At 62.9% G+C, this 15,588-nt stretch carries 17 protein-coding genes; 11 read left to right on the forward strand and 6 right to left on the reverse strand.

The window, feature by feature from the left end:
* Positions 1 to 42 precede the first annotated feature (42 nt).
* Positions 43 to 1,839, reverse strand: a complete 1,797-nt coding sequence (locus ACSQ3P_RS14675) for an ATP-dependent nuclease (RefSeq protein WP_436166292.1) — start codon at positions 1,837 to 1,839, stop codon at positions 43 to 45.
* Positions 1,840 to 2,312: 473 nt separating this feature from the next.
* Positions 2,313 to 2,552, reverse strand: coding sequence for a hypothetical protein (locus ACSQ3P_RS14680; protein ID WP_436166293.1), 240 nt, complete (start codon positions 2,550 to 2,552; stop codon positions 2,313 to 2,315).
* 319 nt (positions 2,553 to 2,871) lie between these two features.
* Here ACSQ3P_RS14680 and ACSQ3P_RS14685 point away from each other — a divergent pair, with 319 nt between their 5' ends.
* The 3 genes from ACSQ3P_RS14685 to ACSQ3P_RS14695 all read left to right on the forward strand — a co-directional run bounded on the left by ACSQ3P_RS14685 (position 2,872) and on the right by ACSQ3P_RS14695 (position 4,054).
* The gene (locus ACSQ3P_RS14685; RefSeq protein ID WP_436166294.1) at positions 2,872 to 3,054 is read left to right on the forward strand and encodes a hypothetical protein; all 183 of its coding nucleotides are present in this window, start codon (positions 2,872 to 2,874) and stop codon (positions 3,052 to 3,054) included.
* 107 nt (positions 3,055 to 3,161) lie between these two features.
* Positions 3,162 to 3,704 (forward strand): PAS domain-containing protein, encoded by a 543-nt coding sequence (locus tag ACSQ3P_RS14690; protein WP_436166295.1) that lies wholly within the window; start codon positions 3,162 to 3,164, stop codon positions 3,702 to 3,704.
* An 89-nt stretch (positions 3,705 to 3,793) separates the two neighbouring features.
* Positions 3,794 to 4,054 carry a hypothetical protein gene (locus tag ACSQ3P_RS14695; RefSeq protein ID WP_436166296.1) on the forward strand — a complete coding sequence of 87 codons (261 nt, stop codon included), beginning with the start codon at positions 3,794 to 3,796 and terminating at the stop codon, positions 4,052 to 4,054.
* A gap of 124 nt (positions 4,055 to 4,178) precedes the next feature.
* On the opposite strand, the gene ACSQ3P_RS14700 is transcribed toward ACSQ3P_RS14695, so the two are convergent.
* The 4 genes from ACSQ3P_RS14700 to ACSQ3P_RS14715 form a co-directional block, all read right to left on the reverse strand.
* Entirely contained in the window at positions 4,179 to 4,631 is a 453-nt protein-coding gene (locus ACSQ3P_RS14700) for a hypothetical protein (protein WP_436166297.1), read from the reverse strand.
* Between the two features lie 152 nt (positions 4,632 to 4,783).
* Positions 4,784 to 5,239: an RbsD/FucU family protein gene (locus ACSQ3P_RS14705; protein ID WP_069688422.1), complete on the reverse strand. Its 456-nt coding sequence runs from the start codon at positions 5,237 to 5,239 to the stop codon at positions 4,784 to 4,786.
* Between the two features lie 27 nt (positions 5,240 to 5,266).
* Positions 5,267 to 6,112 (reverse strand): amidohydrolase family protein, encoded by an 846-nt coding sequence (locus tag ACSQ3P_RS14710; protein ID WP_436166298.1) that lies wholly within the window; start codon positions 6,110 to 6,112, stop codon positions 5,267 to 5,269.
* 4 nt (positions 6,113 to 6,116) lie between these two features.
* Complete coding sequence (locus ACSQ3P_RS14715; protein WP_436166299.1) at positions 6,117 to 7,142, reverse strand: aldo/keto reductase; 1,026 nt, start codon at positions 7,140 to 7,142, stop codon at positions 6,117 to 6,119.
* Positions 7,143 to 7,497: 355 nt separating this feature from the next.
* On the opposite strand from ACSQ3P_RS14715, the gene ACSQ3P_RS14720 reads away from it, so the two are divergent.
* The 8 genes from ACSQ3P_RS14720 to ACSQ3P_RS14755 all read left to right on the forward strand — a co-directional run bounded on the left by ACSQ3P_RS14720 (position 7,498) and on the right by ACSQ3P_RS14755 (position 15,459).
* Positions 7,498 to 8,850: an ABC transporter substrate-binding protein gene (locus tag ACSQ3P_RS14720; RefSeq protein WP_436166300.1), complete on the forward strand. Its 1,353-nt coding sequence runs from the start codon at positions 7,498 to 7,500 to the stop codon at positions 8,848 to 8,850.
* Between the two features lie 132 nt (positions 8,851 to 8,982).
* Positions 8,983 to 9,912 (forward strand): carbohydrate ABC transporter permease, encoded by a 930-nt coding sequence (locus ACSQ3P_RS14725; RefSeq protein WP_436166301.1) that lies wholly within the window; start codon positions 8,983 to 8,985, stop codon positions 9,910 to 9,912.
* A complete protein-coding gene (locus tag ACSQ3P_RS14730) occupies positions 9,912 to 10,730 on the forward strand; it encodes a carbohydrate ABC transporter permease (protein WP_436166302.1) in 819 nt (272 codons plus the stop codon). Before ACSQ3P_RS14725 ends, ACSQ3P_RS14730 begins: the two co-directional genes overlap by 1 nt.
* A gap of 78 nt (positions 10,731 to 10,808) precedes the next feature.
* Positions 10,809 to 11,705, forward strand: a complete 897-nt coding sequence (locus tag ACSQ3P_RS14735; protein ID WP_436166303.1) for a dihydrodipicolinate synthase family protein — start codon at positions 10,809 to 10,811, stop codon at positions 11,703 to 11,705.
* Between the two features lie 26 nt (positions 11,706 to 11,731).
* The gene (locus ACSQ3P_RS14740) at positions 11,732 to 12,412 is read left to right on the forward strand and encodes a GntR family transcriptional regulator (RefSeq protein ID WP_436166304.1); all 681 of its coding nucleotides are present in this window, start codon (positions 11,732 to 11,734) and stop codon (positions 12,410 to 12,412) included.
* Between the two features lie 84 nt (positions 12,413 to 12,496).
* On the forward strand, positions 12,497 to 13,492 hold the full coding sequence (locus ACSQ3P_RS14745) for a sialic acid TRAP transporter substrate-binding protein SiaP (RefSeq protein ID WP_436166305.1): 996 nt from the start codon (positions 12,497 to 12,499) through the stop codon (positions 13,490 to 13,492).
* A 168-nt stretch (positions 13,493 to 13,660) separates the two neighbouring features.
* Positions 13,661 to 14,176 carry a TRAP transporter small permease gene (locus tag ACSQ3P_RS14750; RefSeq protein ID WP_436166306.1) on the forward strand — a complete coding sequence of 172 codons (516 nt, stop codon included), beginning with the start codon at positions 13,661 to 13,663 and terminating at the stop codon, positions 14,174 to 14,176.
* The gene (locus ACSQ3P_RS14755; protein ID WP_436166307.1) at positions 14,173 to 15,459 is read left to right on the forward strand and encodes a TRAP transporter large permease; all 1,287 of its coding nucleotides are present in this window, start codon (positions 14,173 to 14,175) and stop codon (positions 15,457 to 15,459) included. The genes ACSQ3P_RS14750 and ACSQ3P_RS14755 overlap by 4 nt, the downstream gene beginning before the upstream one ends.
* Positions 15,460 to 15,588 lie beyond the last annotated feature (129 nt).

Genomic DNA, 15,588 nt, shown 5'->3' on the forward strand with positions numbered 1-15,588 from the left:
TGAGTTTAAGTTACAATTATTTTCATATAAATTCAATATTTTCTACTCCTCAATCGAGGTTTCTGAAAAGATGACCATCTGTTCGATTAACTTAGTCATCTCATCTGGAATTTCATCCTTGTGCATCGCGTCTATTATCGACGACGGTGTTACGTTGACGCCGAATTTTTCTTGAATCGATTTATTTATGCAACTTAAAGCCTCTTTTCCTGGAATAAGATCTATCCGCGTTTCCATTTGTTTCCAGGAAGATTCTAGAGCATTCAGAGTTAGTTCTGTGATTTTTGCATCGTGACGCCCTGATGGGTTGCTCCGCTCAAATCGCCTTCTCTCATCCAAAAAATGCGCCGTGACATAGTTCTTCTGCGAAGCGCAGAATGAAGTCAGTAACTCGCCTATGTCTGGGTTGGACGCTATCGCGATACCGGCACGCCTCTCGTTCTCTGCTATCCTTTTGGTCGCGGCTCGATTAATGGCATTGGTAACGAGGAGAAAATTTTCTATTTCTTTTTTGTTGTGTATTGTAATGTAATCACAAAAATCTCGGCATTTGGCGACTATATATTCCTTTTCTTCTTCGCATCTGTAATCTCTATCCAGTATGGCGGCCGCTTTTATTTTGCTGCCTAACGTGGCTTCCATGCCGGCTTTGAGAGTGCGCATTCGTTCCGGGTTGAATCCTTCGACAGGCACAACCGCAAAGTCCCTCCGGTTACCTACGCCGTTGGCGCCCAGTTTTCTTGCAAATCGACTTATAATCTGAAAGTCCTTACCTTCTACAAATAAAACCCTTCTCGTCTTAGCGAGCTGAGTCAGTATTGGATTTAAATTTGAGCCTAGAACGTCGAAAACGTGACGTAATTCTGACGGGTCTTTAATTCGGCGAGCGGATTTTTTATTCTTGCTGATTAAAACGATATCGTCCGTCTCTGCCTCTGTCACTATTTCTGTCGAATGAGTCGCAAGCAGGATGTCCGGCCCGAGATTTCTGAGTAATGATAGGAGTTGTCTCTGTAATTCAGAATGTAAATAGATATCTGGCTCGTCAATCAGGAATAAAGCGACGTCCTTTGATTGAATGACGTGAGTCAGCATTTGACACCATACCTGGAATCCAAATCCTGACCAGAACAATTCTCTCGGGATACGATTCTCAGGACAGTACATGTGAAGGCGAGGTTTGTCGTGAGATCGATCTACCTCGGGGCGCTGTATGTCCATCCCCGGCCAAGTTTGCTGCAATGCTGCACGAAATTCATCAAATTTATCAGGGTAATGATGCCAGATATTTCTAAAATTCCTTGCTGCGCGGTAGCTGAATAGAGCCATTCGTGCTGCTTCTTTTTCATACAAATTCTCATGATGCTCCACGGGCCCAAGTATTGGAACGAATCCAATTGGGCAATTGAAGTTCTCTGAAAACGTTTTCGGGCTTGAAAAATTTTTTCCTTGCGCATCCGGGATCAAAAAGCATGATCCCTGTTCGGGAAAATATAACGTAAGTTTATTATCGTTCGACAGCGTAAATATTACCGATGCAGGATTGTCTTCGTCGTAGTTGAAGAAAATATTTTCTTCAGCAACTGATATCGATTTGAGTTCAATTTCGTGCCCGTAAGCCAAGCCATTCGGCCCCCGTACTAAGGCGGCCTTCTTGGCCGACGCCTTTCTCATAGCCGCAGCTAAAATTCTAAACCCCGCGAGAACCGTCGATTTCCCAGCATTGTTGGGGCCGACTAAGATATTGAAATGCCGTAAATCGATGCGGAAGTTTTTGAAAGCTTTAAAGCGATTAAATTCAACTTTCGTAAATTGATGCAGCATGATGAGCTCTGTCATATTTTGCACGCGTTTTTTTGATTATCGAATCGATCTACAAATTAGTTGATTTTAATGTACCCGGCAATTTGCTGAGTTCAGCCATCGTGGGAATTTCCTCAAGCCAAAGCTAGAATGCAGGGCACGCCTTATCGCTGTCAGTTCATGTGGGGCGTCCTTGTGGCAGCCACTCAAATGTCGGCCCTGCCGCAAGACATGTATGATCGGGACAAGCCCGACCATGACGAAAACGGCGCGGAAACCCTTCTCCCCTGGCGTGAGAAGGTGGCTCGGAGCAGCCGAGACGGATGGGGGGCGCTGTGAGTTTTCCATTTAGCCGAACAGAACGATAGCCGGATAGGGCACGGCGCCCCCTCATCCGCCCCTGCCGGGGCACCTTCTCCCGCCATCAAAGTCGGCTGTTGCCGACTTTGACAGTTTGGGTTGCCCATCTCGGGCAAGCCCGAGATGGGTGGGAGAAGGGAAGAGGCGCCTCAATCCCCCGTCACTGTCATCTCCGCGTCGATCGCTTTCATCTTCGGGTTGGCGGCGCAGAAGGCCCTGATCCTGGCCTCTACATTGGCCTGGTGGGCCTTCGGTTGGCGATGGCTTGCCGCGCTGTTCTTGAGATAGGTGGCGCAATCCATCTCCGGGTCGGTGATCGCAGCAAAGGCCGTGGCGGCGGTGAGGAGGCAGGCGAAGGCCGCGACGAGGGCGCGGGAGGCGAGGGGCATGATGGCGGTCCTGAACGAGCGGGCCGCGCGCTGCGGCCGCGCCGCTCCTGCACCGCCCCGCTGCTGCGCGCAACGGCGTTTCCCGATGCCCCGGCTTGCAGGGAGGGCATTGCTCGGGGAAGGGCACGTCATGCTCGGGCTTGACCCGAGCATCTCTGAAACCAGTGCCTTCTGGTCATGAGATTCTCGGGTCTGCGCTTCGCTCCGCCCGAGAATGGCGGAAAGGGCGGCTCACCTAAAACCGCGCCCAAGCCCAAAATTGACATGATCGCGGCAAAAATTGCTATTGGGACGGGGCGCTGGGAACACGGCGATCAAGATGACCAGAGATGACGATCAGGGCGGCTTTGACGACGCGCCGCCTCAACCGCAGGACCCTGGCGACGACCCCCTGGTCGCGGAGGCGATGGAGCTGGTGAAGCAGTTCCGGGCGCTGCCGCCGATCAAGCGCAAGCTCGTCATCGACTTCGCCCGGGCGCTGGCCGAGGAGGCCGCGCGATAGCGGGATGTGGAGAACCAGCTTAGAATTGTTGCAAGCTTGGCCTGGAGCAGCGCACTCTTTTGCGGCGCAGCAAAGTGCCGGTCCGGCTTCGCGGCGATGAGGTCAATATGGCGGTACCCGCAAAGCGTGATCCAGCTCTGATCGGTCCCAGGCGCGTGCTCGGCTCGTGGCTGTGGAAGATCGAGGACGGCACGCTGCGGGCCAGCCCCGCCATCGCCAGGGCTTTCCGGGTTGATCCCGAGCGCGCCAAGATCGGGCTGCCGCTCGACGATTATATCCACGCCGTCCATCCCGATGATCGCGAGGCTTTCGACATCGAGGTCTCGAAGGCGGTTGCCGTCTCCGGCGAGTTCTGGGCCGAATATCGCGTCGTGGCGCATGACGGCTCGGTGCGCTGGCTCTGGGATCGCGGTCAATGCGTCGTCTCGAAAGCCGGGCGGCCGATCGAGTATATGGGGGTGGTGATCGACATCACCTTCGGCTCGCGCCACGATCTGGACGATGCCGCCGACCATCTGATGGCAGCGCGCGAGATCGCGGCCGCGGCGGGGCAGAACGATCTGCGCTTCATGATCGACATGGCCCTGCTCGAGGTCGGCCGCGTGGCTCCGCACGAGCAGGGGCGGCTGTCTCCCGGCAGCGAGCGCTAGAGCGAGGCTAAGGCTGCGCGAGCAAGACGGCCCTTGCGCGCGCCCGGCGGGCATGGTGGGACAGGCCGACACACAAACCGGAGCCCGTCATGGCCAAGAAGACCCCCGAACAGCTAGCCAAGGAGTTCGAGGGCCGCAAGGCGAAGGGGCTCGCCAAGGGCGGGGCGGCGTTCTGGCCCAACATCATCGCCAATGCGGTGCTGAAGCTCACCGTCGCCGGTAGCGAGATCAATGCGGCCGTGCTGATCGAGATGATCGAGCGCGAGGCGCAGACGCAGGAGCTGGTGATCAAGGCCGGCGCGACGGAGGCCGTGGCGCGGTTGAAGCAGGCGGTGGCGAAGGGGGCTTAGGGCTTTCCTTCTCCCCTCTGGTTTTTCCTTCTCCCACCCATCTCGGGCTTGCCCGAGATGGGCAACTTAAAGTGTCAAAACCGGCAACGGCCGGTTTTGATGGAGGAGAAGTGAGAGAGGGCGCTCAGGCGCCCTTCAGCCTGGTGTTGCACTGGCTGTAATAGCCGCCGCCCTTCTGGATCCATTTCAGGTCGCTGTTGCCGCCATTGGCCTTGTTGATGTTGTACTGGTCGTTGCAGGTCTTGAAGCGCTGCTTGCCGGCCGAGAGGGTCGAATATTTCGGATCGACCTTGGCGGGGAAGACGGCGTTGCCGGCGGCGGCCGGGGCAGCGGCTGCGGGCTTGGCGGGAGCCGCCGCCGGGGCCGTGGCCGCGGCCGGGGCGGCCGTATCGGAGCACTGGGCCTTGCGGAAATCGTTCCAGGACTGACCGCCCAGCGTGTTGCCGGTCTTGGCCGCGTTATATTTGGTGCTGCATTCCTTCATCGTCAGCGCCTGGGCCGGAGCCGAGGCTTGCAGGATGAACCCGCCGACGAGTGCGAAGACGCCGGCGGCGAGCGCGGTGCTGGTCTTTGTCATGGTCATCGTTCCCTGACGGGCATGGCCCGTTGGTGGAGCTTCGGCCGGACGGCTCATTCCGGGCGGTCGTGCTGCAAGGAAGGAGGCTAACGCCTTTAAAATGAACGGTCCATGACAGAAACCCGGGCGCTCGGCCGGGGCGTGCGGGCGGTCTAGCCGGGTTCGCCGGCGATCACGCCCTTGCGGAACAGGAAGCAGCCATAGGGGCGCGGATCGCCGACCTGCACGACGGCGAAGGCCGCCTTCGCCGCCTCGTAGAAGGCGAAGCGCTCGATGCCGACGAGGGGGAGGGGAGCGCCCGTCGCGCGGTCGAGCTCATGCTGCACCTGCGCCTGCACGACGGGGACCGCCTGCGCATCGCCGACCACCAGCATGCGTCGCACTGGGCCGGGCTCGAAATCGTCGATCGGCAGCACGGAGAGGATGGCGCGGGCAGCGCGGGCCATGGTCAGCCCGGGCAGGCGAATGAGCCGGCCGCTGGTGGTGGCGCGCGCGATGGTCTCGGCCGGGTGATTGGCGTCGACCAGCGCAAGATCGTCGCCATGGCCCATGGCGGCAAGCAGCCAGAGCAGATCGGCGGAGAGGACGGGATCGAGGCCCTTCAGCATGTAAGACCTTTCAGCATGGCAGCACGCTCATAGCGGGTTGCGCCCCCGATGCGCGAGATAGAGCCGGCGGGCGTTGCCGCCCATGATGGCGGCGCGCTCGGTCTCCGAAAGCGGCGCAAGCAGCGCCTCCACGGTCTCGATCCAGCGGCCATAGCTGGCGCGCAGGGTCAGGACAGGCCAGTCGCTGCCCCAGATCAAGCGCTGCGGGCCGAAGCTTGCAAGCAGATGTTCGATGACCGGGCGCAAACTCGCAGGCGTCCAGTCCTCGGCCGCCTCCGTGACCAGGCCCGATAGCTTGCAGAACAGGTTCGGATGCCGCGCCAGGGCCGTGATGCCCTGGCGCCAATCGCCGAGATCGCCGCTGACGAGGTCGGGCTTGGCGGCGTGGTCGATCACGGCGGCGAGCTCGGGATGGCGTTCGAGCCGGCTCAGCATCGGCGCGATGTGCCGGGGCTTGAGCAGCGCGTCGAAGACGAGGTTTTCCGCGATCAGCGCGTCAAAAGCGGGGTCGAGCTCCGGTTTGCCGAGCCAGCCCACGTCGGGGATGTCATGCACCATCGGGCGCAGGCCGACGAGCAGTGGGGTCGAGGCGAGATGCGTGATGCGCAGGCTTACGTCCCGCGCCTCGAAATCGGTCCAGCCGACGACGCCGGCAATGAAGGGCGTGCGGGCCGCGACATCGAGCAGGAACAGGGTCTCGGCCTCGGTCGGCGCGGCCTGGACCAGGATGGTGCGGTCGATATCGTGGCCGGCCAGAAGCGGCGCGAGATCGTCGGGGCCGAAATCGCGATGGATCGGTCCCAGCGCCGGCGTCAGCCAGCCATAATCGCCGCGTGCGAGTGTCCAGACATGCTGATGAGCGTCGATCCGCATCGGTTCAAACCGGCACGGGGACGTCGGCGCCGAGGAGCCCTTCGGCCTTCAATTCGGCCCAGAGCGCGGCGGGAACGGGGGCGGAGAGTTCGGCGATCTGGTCCTCGACCTCGCGGGGCGAGACCGCGCCCATGACGAGGCTCGCGACAGCGGGATGCCCCAGCGGGAAATGCAGCGCGGCGCGTCGCAGCGGTACGTCATGGCGGAGGCAGACGGCCTCGATTGCGGCGACGCGGGCGAGGATCTCGGGCGGCGCGGGCTTGTAATTGTATTTCGCCCCAGTGACCGGGCCGGTCGCGAGGATGCCGGAGTTGAAGACGCCGCCCAGCATCAGGCCGATGCCCTTCTTCAGCGCCAGTGGCATGAAGGAGGCGAGCCCCGGCTGTTCCAGCAGGGAATAGCGGCCCGCCAGCAGCATCGTGTCGAAATCGCCGGCGCGGGCGAAGCGCTCGCACATCTCAGCCTCGTTGACGCCGACGCCGATCGCTTTCACCGCGCCGGACGCGCGCAAGCCTTCGAGCGCGCGATAGGCCCCGCCCATGGCCTGCGAGAAGCGCGCCTCGATCGCGTCCGCGCCATGTGTCCAGACATCGACGTCATGGATCAGGACGATGTCGATCCGGTCGACGCCGAGCCGCAGCGCCGATTGCTCCAGCGAACGCATCGCGCCGTCATAGGAATAGTCGAAGCGCAGCGCATGCGGCAGGCCGCCGAGATAGCCGGAGCCGTCGCCGCGCGCGCCGAAGGGCTCGGCGACGCGGCCGACCTTGGTCGAGACGGCGATATTGGCGCGGTCCACACGGCGCAGCGCTGCGCCGATGCGGTGCTCGGACAGGCCGTGGCCATAGAGCGGGGATGTGTCCAGAAGCGTCACGCCGCCCGCGATGGCGGCCTCGACCGTCGCCACCGCCTGGGCCTCGTCGAGCCGGGCATAGAGATCGCCGAGCGGCGCGCCGCCGAAGCCGAGCGTCGAGACATCGAGGCCGGAGTGGCCGAGCGGGCGCGTTGCGAGGGCGGTGGCGGCAGGCATGTCAGGGCGTTTCCATGGTTGTAGCCGACACTAGAGGTTGCCAGGGGTTATGGGGAGAGTTTGACCGCGCCCTTCGGGTGAGGTGAAAACGGCGGAGCTGCAGCGTCGCATCGCTTGCCGATACCGATGGTATCGGCGGCGCAATGCTCCTCCCATCTCCGCCGTTTTGACCTCATCAAATCCGCCCCATAACCCCTGGCAACCTCTATGTGCACGCCAACATGTTAGCTTGCAACCGCCAGGGAACCGGATTAGCGTCGCGGCAAGATGTCGGTCGTTCTTTCCTAAGGGGAGCGGCGGCCGGCAACCAACAGACCCGTCAACGGGTCGTGCCATGTCCGGAGGGAGGACACCAATGTCATCTGAGATTCTCAAGCCGACCCGTCGCGCCTTGTTGCGCAATGCCGCAGCGCTCGGCGCGCTGGGCACGCTCGCGGCGCCCGCGATCATTCGCGAGGCCAACGCCCAGTCGAGCTTCAACTGGAAGCGCTTCGCGGGGACCAAGCTCGACGTGATGCTGGTGAAGAACCCGCGTTCCGACCTGATGCAGTCCGAGGAAAAGGCCTTCACCGCGCTGACGGGCATCGAGGTCTCCTCCGAGCAGGTGCCCGAGCAGCAGCAGCGCCAGAAGGCGATGATCGAGTTCTCCTCGGGCAAGCCGGCCTTCGACGTGACCATGCTGGCGCTCCATGTCCAGAAGCGGCTCTCGGCCAAGGGCAAGTGGATGGAGGACCTGCGGCCCTATCTCGCCGATGCCTCGCTGACCTCGCCCGATTTCGACTATGCGGATTTCGCGGCCGGCGCGGTGGATTTCGGCAAGCAGGCGGACGGGTCGATCGACACGCTGCCGCACTTCATCGATTTCTGGATGGTCTACTACAACAAGGAGATGTTCGCGCAGAAGGGGCTCGAATATCCCAAGACCATGGACGAGCTGGTCGCTGCCGCCGCCAAGCTCAACGACCCGTCGAAAGGCGTTGCCGGCTTCGTTTCGCGCGGCCTGAAGAACGCCAACATCCCGGTCTGGACCTCCTGGCTGCTCGGCCAGGGGCTGGAGACGGTCTCGGCGACAGGCAAGCTGCAGACCGACGGGCCGGAGGCGGTCTGGGCTGCGGACATGTACCGCAAGCTCAACAAGGATTACGGCCCTCCGGGCACGATCGGCTTCAACTGGAACGAGTGCCAGACCACCTTCATGCAAGGCCGCGCCGCGATGTGGCTCGACGGCATCGGCTTCGCCACGCCGCTGGAAGACCCGACCAAGTCGCGCATCGTCGGCAAGGTCGGCTATGGCGTGACGCCCGCTGGCCCCAAGGCACATCACTCGGCGCTGTTCGGCGATGGGTTGGGTATCGCGCGCGGGTCGAAGAACAAGCAGGCCGCTTGGCTCTACCTCCAGTACATGTGCAACAAGGGCAACCAGCTGGCGATGATCAAGGCGGGCGCCGGTGCGCCGGGCCGGCTGTCGGCACTGAGCAGCACGGAGGCCTCTGCGGGGTCGCGCTTCCCGAAGCAATATTTCGAGTGCCTGGCGGAATCCGGCAAGATCGCGCGCGCCGGCCTGCCGCAGATCATCCCGGTGACCGAGTTCCGTGATGTCTTCGGCGTGGCGCTCACCAACACGCTGACCGGTGCGGACTCGGCTACCGAATTGAAGAAGGCGACCGAGACCTTCAAGCCGATCCTCGAGAAGAGCGAACAGGCTTAAAGCATCTGCGCTCGCGTCATGGCCGGGCTCGTCCCGGCCATCCACGTCTTCGCGGCGTCGATGCGGCGTTCAAGACGTGGATGCTCGCCACAAGGGCGAGCATGACGGAGTGTGCAAGACAAGGCGCAGACGATGACGATCACCACATCCATGCCCGCAGCTGCCACGCGGCCGCCCTCCGTGGCGTTCCAGCATTCCGCCGATTTCACGCCGCGTTACTGGCTGTTTTCGCTGCCGGCCGTGCTCATCATCGCCGGGGTGATCGTCTTCCCCTGGCTGTTCACGCTCTATATGTCGACGCAGGACTGGAAGATCGGCGGCGGGCCGGAATTCGTCGGTCTGCAGAATTTCGCCGAGCTCTTTCGCGATGCCCGCTTCATCGAATCGATGGGTCACACGGCCTATTTCACAATTTTAGCAGTTGTGCTCCCCATTGTGTTCGGCACGGCCGCGGCGCTGGTCTTCCACCGCGAGTTTCCGTTCCGGGGCTTGCTGCGCACCGTCTTCGTGATGCCGATGATGGCGACGCCGGTCGCGGTCGCGCTGGTCTGGACGATGATGTTCCACCCTCAGCTCGGCGTGCTGAACTACCTGCTCTCGCTGGTCGGCATCGGCCCGCAGAACTGGGTCTATGACCCGGGAACCGTGATCCCGACGCTGATCCTGGTCGAGGTCTGGCACTGGACGCCGCTGGTCATGCTGATTGTGCTCGGCGGCCTCGCCGGCCTGCCGCGCGAGCCCTATGAATCGGCGCTGATCGACGGCGCCAATAACTGGCACATGTTCCGCCACATCACGCTGCCGCTGGTCTGGCCCTTCATCATGGTCGCGATCGTGATCCGCACCATCGACGCGCTGAAGGCCTTCGACACCATCTTCGTGATCACCCAGGGCGGGCCGGGCACGGCGTCGGAGACGCTGAATATCTTCCTCTACCTGCAGGCCTTCCAATTCTACAAGATCGGCTACGCCTCGGCCGTGGTGGTGATCTTCTTCGTGATGATCATCATGCTCTCGCTGCTGCTGCTCTATGCGCGCCAGAAGTCGAAGTGGAACGCGTGATGAAGCGCCTGGCAACCAAACTCGGCTTCTATGCCTCGGTCTTCGTGCTGGTCTCGCCGGCGGTGCTGGTCTTCCTCTGGATGATCTCGCTGTCGCTGAAGAACGAGCTCGACAACACCGCCTTCCCGCCGGTGTTCATCCCTGATCCGCCGACGCTGAAGAACTATGTCGACGTCTTCGCGCAGAACAATTTCGCGCTCTATCTCTGGAACTCGATCCTCGTCACCGGCGGGGCCGTGCTGATCGGTCTTTTGGTCGGCGTGCCCGCGGGCTACGGCATCGCGCGCGGCAAGGCGGCGAAGTTCGCGATCCTGATCCTGATTGCGCGCATGACGCCAGCCTTGTCCTATCTGATCCCGCTCTTCCTGCTGTTCCAGATCACCGGGCTGGTGGGCACGATCACCGCGCTGGTGATCACCCATCTCGTCATCACGATCCCGATCATCGTCTGGATCATGATCGGGTATTTCGAGAATGTTCCCATGGAACTCGAGGATGCAGCGCGCATCGACGGCGCCACCACCTGGCAGGCCTTCCGCCATGTCGCGCTGCCGCTGGCGCTGCCCGGCGTCACGATCGGCGGCATCCTCGCCTTCATCTTCTCCTGGAACAACTTCATCTTCTCCGTCGTGCTCGGAGGCAAGAACAGCCGCACGCTGCCCTCGGCGGTCTACAACTCCCTGACGTTCGAGCAGATTTCGTGGGGGCCGCTGGCTGCGGCGGCGCTCCTCGTCACTCTGCCGGTTCTTCTCGTCACTGTCCTGGCGCAGCGCCAGATCGTCGCCGGCCTGTCGGCCGGAGGCCTCAAGGACGGGTAAATCACCTGCCCGGCCTTGCGGCTCTTCCGCGCTCAAACTAACATGTCAGTCCGTCATCTTCCTCGAAAGACAAGTTCCATGGCTCTCAATCCCGACCGCTTCGGCCTCTCCTGCGCCATCACCACGCCGATGCGGGAGGGCGGCGCCGTCGACCTGCCGCGCCTCGTCAAGCATGCGCGCCATGTCCTCACTGAGGGCTGCGACAGCATCACCCTGTTCGGCACCACGGGCGAGGGCGCCGCGCTCGGCCTGCCGGCGCGCACGGCGATGATGGGGGCGCTGATCGGGGCGGGCGTGGATCCGAACAAGCAGATCTATGCGGGCATCGCGGCGGCTTCGCTGCATGAGGCTGTCGAGCAGGCGCGGCTGGCGCTCGACGCCGGGGCCAAGGGGCTCCTGGTCGCGCCGCCCTTCTACTTCAAGGGCGTCAGCGACGAAGGACTCTATGCCTGGTTCTCGCAGTTCTTCGACAAGCTCGGCGCCTCCGCGCGCAACGCCATTCTCTATCACATCCCCTCGGTGACGGCGGTCAGCATCAGCGTCGGGCTGGTGCAGAAGTTGAAGACAGCGTTCCCGGGCGTCGTCACCGGCATCAAGGATTCGTCCGGCGATTATGCCAGCACGGAAGCCTTCCTGAAGGCGCATGGCGAACTCGCCATCCTGGTCGGCGACGAGCGGCAGCTCGCCCGGGCGGTGCGTGCGGGTGCGCAGGGCTCGATCTGCGGCGTCGCCAACCTCGTGCCGCATCTGCTGCGGCCGCTGGTCTATGAGGGAACCGACAGCCCGGTGGTGAACGCGCTGGTCGACGAGATCTGCAGCTATCCGGTGCTGGCGGCGGTGAAGGCCCTGGTCGGGCATTTGCATGGCGATGCCGGCTATGGCGCGATGCGCGCGCCGCTGGAGGCGCTTGACGACAGCCAGCGCAAGCAGCTCTTCGCCGCCTTCGACACGATCACGCGCGCCAAGGCGGCCTGAGACCAGGCGGCCCCAGGGAGGACAGGTTGAGCCAGCCGGAGACGGAGCCCGAACGCGAGGCCGAGCCGCTGAAACTGCGGGAGCGGGCTTATGCCAGCTTCACCGAACGGTTGCTGGCGCGCGAGATCAAGCCCGGGCAATTCGTGACCCAGCGCGAGCTCGTGGCGCTGACCGGCCTGCCTCTGGGGGCGATCCGCGAACTGATCCCTCGGCTCGAAGCCGAGGGATTGATCAAGACGGTGCCGCAGCGGGGCATGCAGGTCGCCCATGTCGACCTCAACCTGATCCGCAACGCCTTCCAGTTCCGGCTCTTCCTGGAAAGGGAGGCGACCGCGCTCTATGCGGCGAACGCGACCGACGCGGAAATCGCCGAGCAGCGCGAGCGGCACGAGGCGATCATCGCGCGTGCCGAGGCCGGAGGCGACGAGACGCTGATCGAGGACGCCGAGGATGTCGACCGGTTGATGCATGAGGCGATCATCGATCACCTCGACAACGACATCGTCTCGAAGGCCTTCCGCGTCACCTGGCTGAAGATCAGGCTGATCCGGCAATATGAGACGCGGATTCAGAACCACATCCTGGTGCCGGTGATGCGGGACCACCTCAAGATCATCACGGCGATCGAGGCGCGCGACCCGGTGCGCGCCTCCGAGGAGATGAGCCTGCATATCGGCAATGCCCGGATGCGGGCGATGAATTACTGATGCGATATGAAGCCGGCTCATGAGGGGCGGCTTCACCTCAATAGCGATCCGGACAACCGGGCATTCTCGGGAGGAACAAAGATCATGACCAGGCTGACCAAACGCGAACTGCTCGTCGGCTCCGCGGCGCTTGCCGGAGCGAGCATTGCCATGCCGGCCGTCCTGCGCGCGCAAGCGATCGTGTTGCGCTGGGCCGACGGCCAGGCGATGACGCATCCCTCGCCGCAAAGCGCGGTGAAGGCCGCAGCCGATGTCAAGGCGAAGACCGGCGGGCGCATCGACATCCAGACCTTCCCGGCCGGCCAGCTTGGCTCGTCGCGCGACATGGTCGAATCCGTGGCCAGCGGCGCGCTCACGATGGTGACGGAGGGCGCGGCGCTGCTGGGCCAGTTCGTGCCGCAGATATCGATCATCGAGGCACCCTATATCTGGCGCGACCCGGCCCATATGACGCGGGCGCTGAAATCGCCGCTGATGGACGAACTCAACAAGGTGCTGGTCGAGAAGCGGGGTCTGCGCGTCATCGGCGTGACCTATTACGGCGTCCGCCACCTCACCAGCGGCTCCAAGCCGATCAATTCGGTGGAAGACATGAAGGGCTTCAAGCTGCGGGTGCCGGAGGTCGACACCTTCCGCGCCATGGCCGAGGCCTGGGGCGCGCGGCCGACGCCATTGAACTTCAGCGAGCTCTATCTCGCTCTGTCGCAGGGTGCGGTCGACGGCCAGGAGAACCCGCTGCCGACGATCCAGTCGGCCAAGCTCGCCGAGGTCCAGAAATACCTCATCCTGACCGCACATATCATCACGCCGCGCCTCGTCATCGTGAACGATGCCGCCTGGTCGAAGCTGAGCGAGGCCGACCGTACTCTCGTCCGGGCTGCGATCGACACGGCCTCGGCCTGGCAGGACAACGAGATCGTCACGCAGGAGAACGGGCTCGCCGAGACCCTCGGCAAGAGCGGCATGACCGTGATCAAGCCCGATCTGGAGAGCTTCCGCAAGCCGGTCCTGGCGTCGCTGCCGGCCAAATTCGAAAGCAAATGGGGCAAGGGCCTCTGGCAGCGCATCGAGGCGCTCTGAAACGACTTCGCAGAATATCTCAGCCCTCATCCTGAGGAGCGCTCCGTAGGGGCGCGTCTCGAAGGATGCTCCAGCTCGCTCCGGAGCCTCCTGGAGCATCCTTCGAGACGCCGCTTCGCGGCTCCTCAGGATGAGGGCTGAGGCAGCAACCCGCTTTGGAGACACAGCATGATCGCCTTCGTGCGCACGGTGTTCGACCGGGCGATGGACATTCTCGCCGGTATCCTGATCGTGACGCTGCTCGTCTGCGTGACGCTGGGCATCGTCACGCGGGCGCTGGGCGATCCGCTGATCTGGACCGACGAGGTCTCGCGCTTCCTGATGCTCTGGGTCGCGGTCTGCGGCTGGGTCATCGCCAGCCGGCGGCAGGCCCATATCCGCATCCGTTTCTTCCATGACCTGCTGCCGCGGCAGGCCTGGCGGGCCGCCGAGACGGTGATGCAGATCGCCATGATCGTCTTCGGCCTGCTGGCGGGCTGGTACAGCATCCATCTCGTCGCGGTGAACCATGATCTCGAGGCGACGACAGTGCCGATCTCGATGGGGCTGCTTTACGCGCCGATGGTCTTCGCCGGCTTCGTCACGGCTGTGCAGGGCCTGTTCGAACTGATCGCCAATCTCAGGAACTGGGCGGTCTCGCCCTATGAGCCGGCCGAGCCGCCGATCACGGGAGAGGTTCTGTGAGCACGCTGATCTTCCAGATCTCGGGCGTCTGGCTGCTTTCGATTCTCGCCGGCTTTCCGCTGTTCGCCTCGATGGGGCTCGCCGCCTTCGCCTTCGTGGCGCTGGCCGATCTCTCGGCCTCGATCGTGCCGCAGAAGATGGCGCAAGCCATGAACGCCTTTCCGATCGTCGCCGCCCCGCTCTTCATCCTGATGGGCAACATCCTGGGCGCGGCGCGCATCACCGACCGGATCGTGGAGTTTGCGACCTCGGTGATCGGCTGGCTGCGCGGCGGCTATGCCCATGCCTCGATCCTGACCAGCATGATCTTCGCGGGCATGGTGGGCTCGGCTGTCGCCGATGCGGCAGGCTCAGGCGCAATCGAGATCAGGGCCATGAAGAAGGCCGGCTACCGGCCCGAGACGGCCGCCGCGATCACCGCGGCCGCGGCGACGATCGGCCCGATCATCCCGCCCAGCTTGCCGATGGTGATCTACGGCGTCACGGCCGATGTCTCGATCGGCCGGCTCTTCATCGGCGGCGTCATTCCCGGCATCCTGATGGGGCTGTCGCTGATGGCGATGGTCATGCTGATCTCGAAGCGCCAGGGTTTCCGCAAGGAGCCGTTCAAGGGTTTTCGTGAGATCGGGCGGACCTTCTTCAGCGGCTTCTTCGCGCTGATGACACCACCCTTGATCCTGGGCGGCATGTTCTCCGGCATCTTCACGCCGACGGAAGCTGCTGCGGTCGCCTGCCTTTACGCATTGTTCCTCGGCTTCTTCGTCTACCGCACCCTGGAGGTGAAGCAGCTCGGGCCGATCCTGGTCGAGACCGTCGAGACCACCGGCCTCGTCATGGTCCTGGTCATGGCGGCGGGCGCGCTCGGCTGGTGCATGTCGATCTCGCGGGTGCCGCAGACGCTGACACCGCTGATCGTCGAGACGATCAAGGATCCGCTGGTCTTCCTCCTGGTCTGCAACCTGATCCTGCTCCTGGTCGGATGCTTCATGGAAGCGCTGGCGGCGATGCTGATCCTGATCCCGATCCTGGTGCCGGCTGCGCATAGCTTCGGCATCGACCCGGTCCAGTTCGGCATCATCATGATCCTGAACCTGATCCTGGGCACGATCCATCCGCCGATCGGGGTGGTGCTCTTCGTGGTGACGCGGATCGCCAATGTCTCCTTCGAGACCATGTCGAAGGCGATCCTGCCCTGGATCGTGCCGCTGCTGGTCGTGCTCGCGGCGATCACGCTCTGGCCGCCGCTGACGACCTGGCTGCCCAATCTGGTGATGGGCAAGTAAGGCGCTTGGTTGAGCAGTGCGCTGCTCATGCTCTGAACCACGCCGCCATCCTGGGCGACCCACCGGGTCCGGCTTTCAGCCGGCCCGATGGCAGGCTCCGGTCACGCACTTCTCGGGGCACAAGTGTTG

It is taken from the genome of Allobosea sp. LjRoot9, assembly GCF_964252745.1.
GTDB lineage: Bacteria > Pseudomonadota > Alphaproteobacteria > Rhizobiales > Beijerinckiaceae > Allobosea.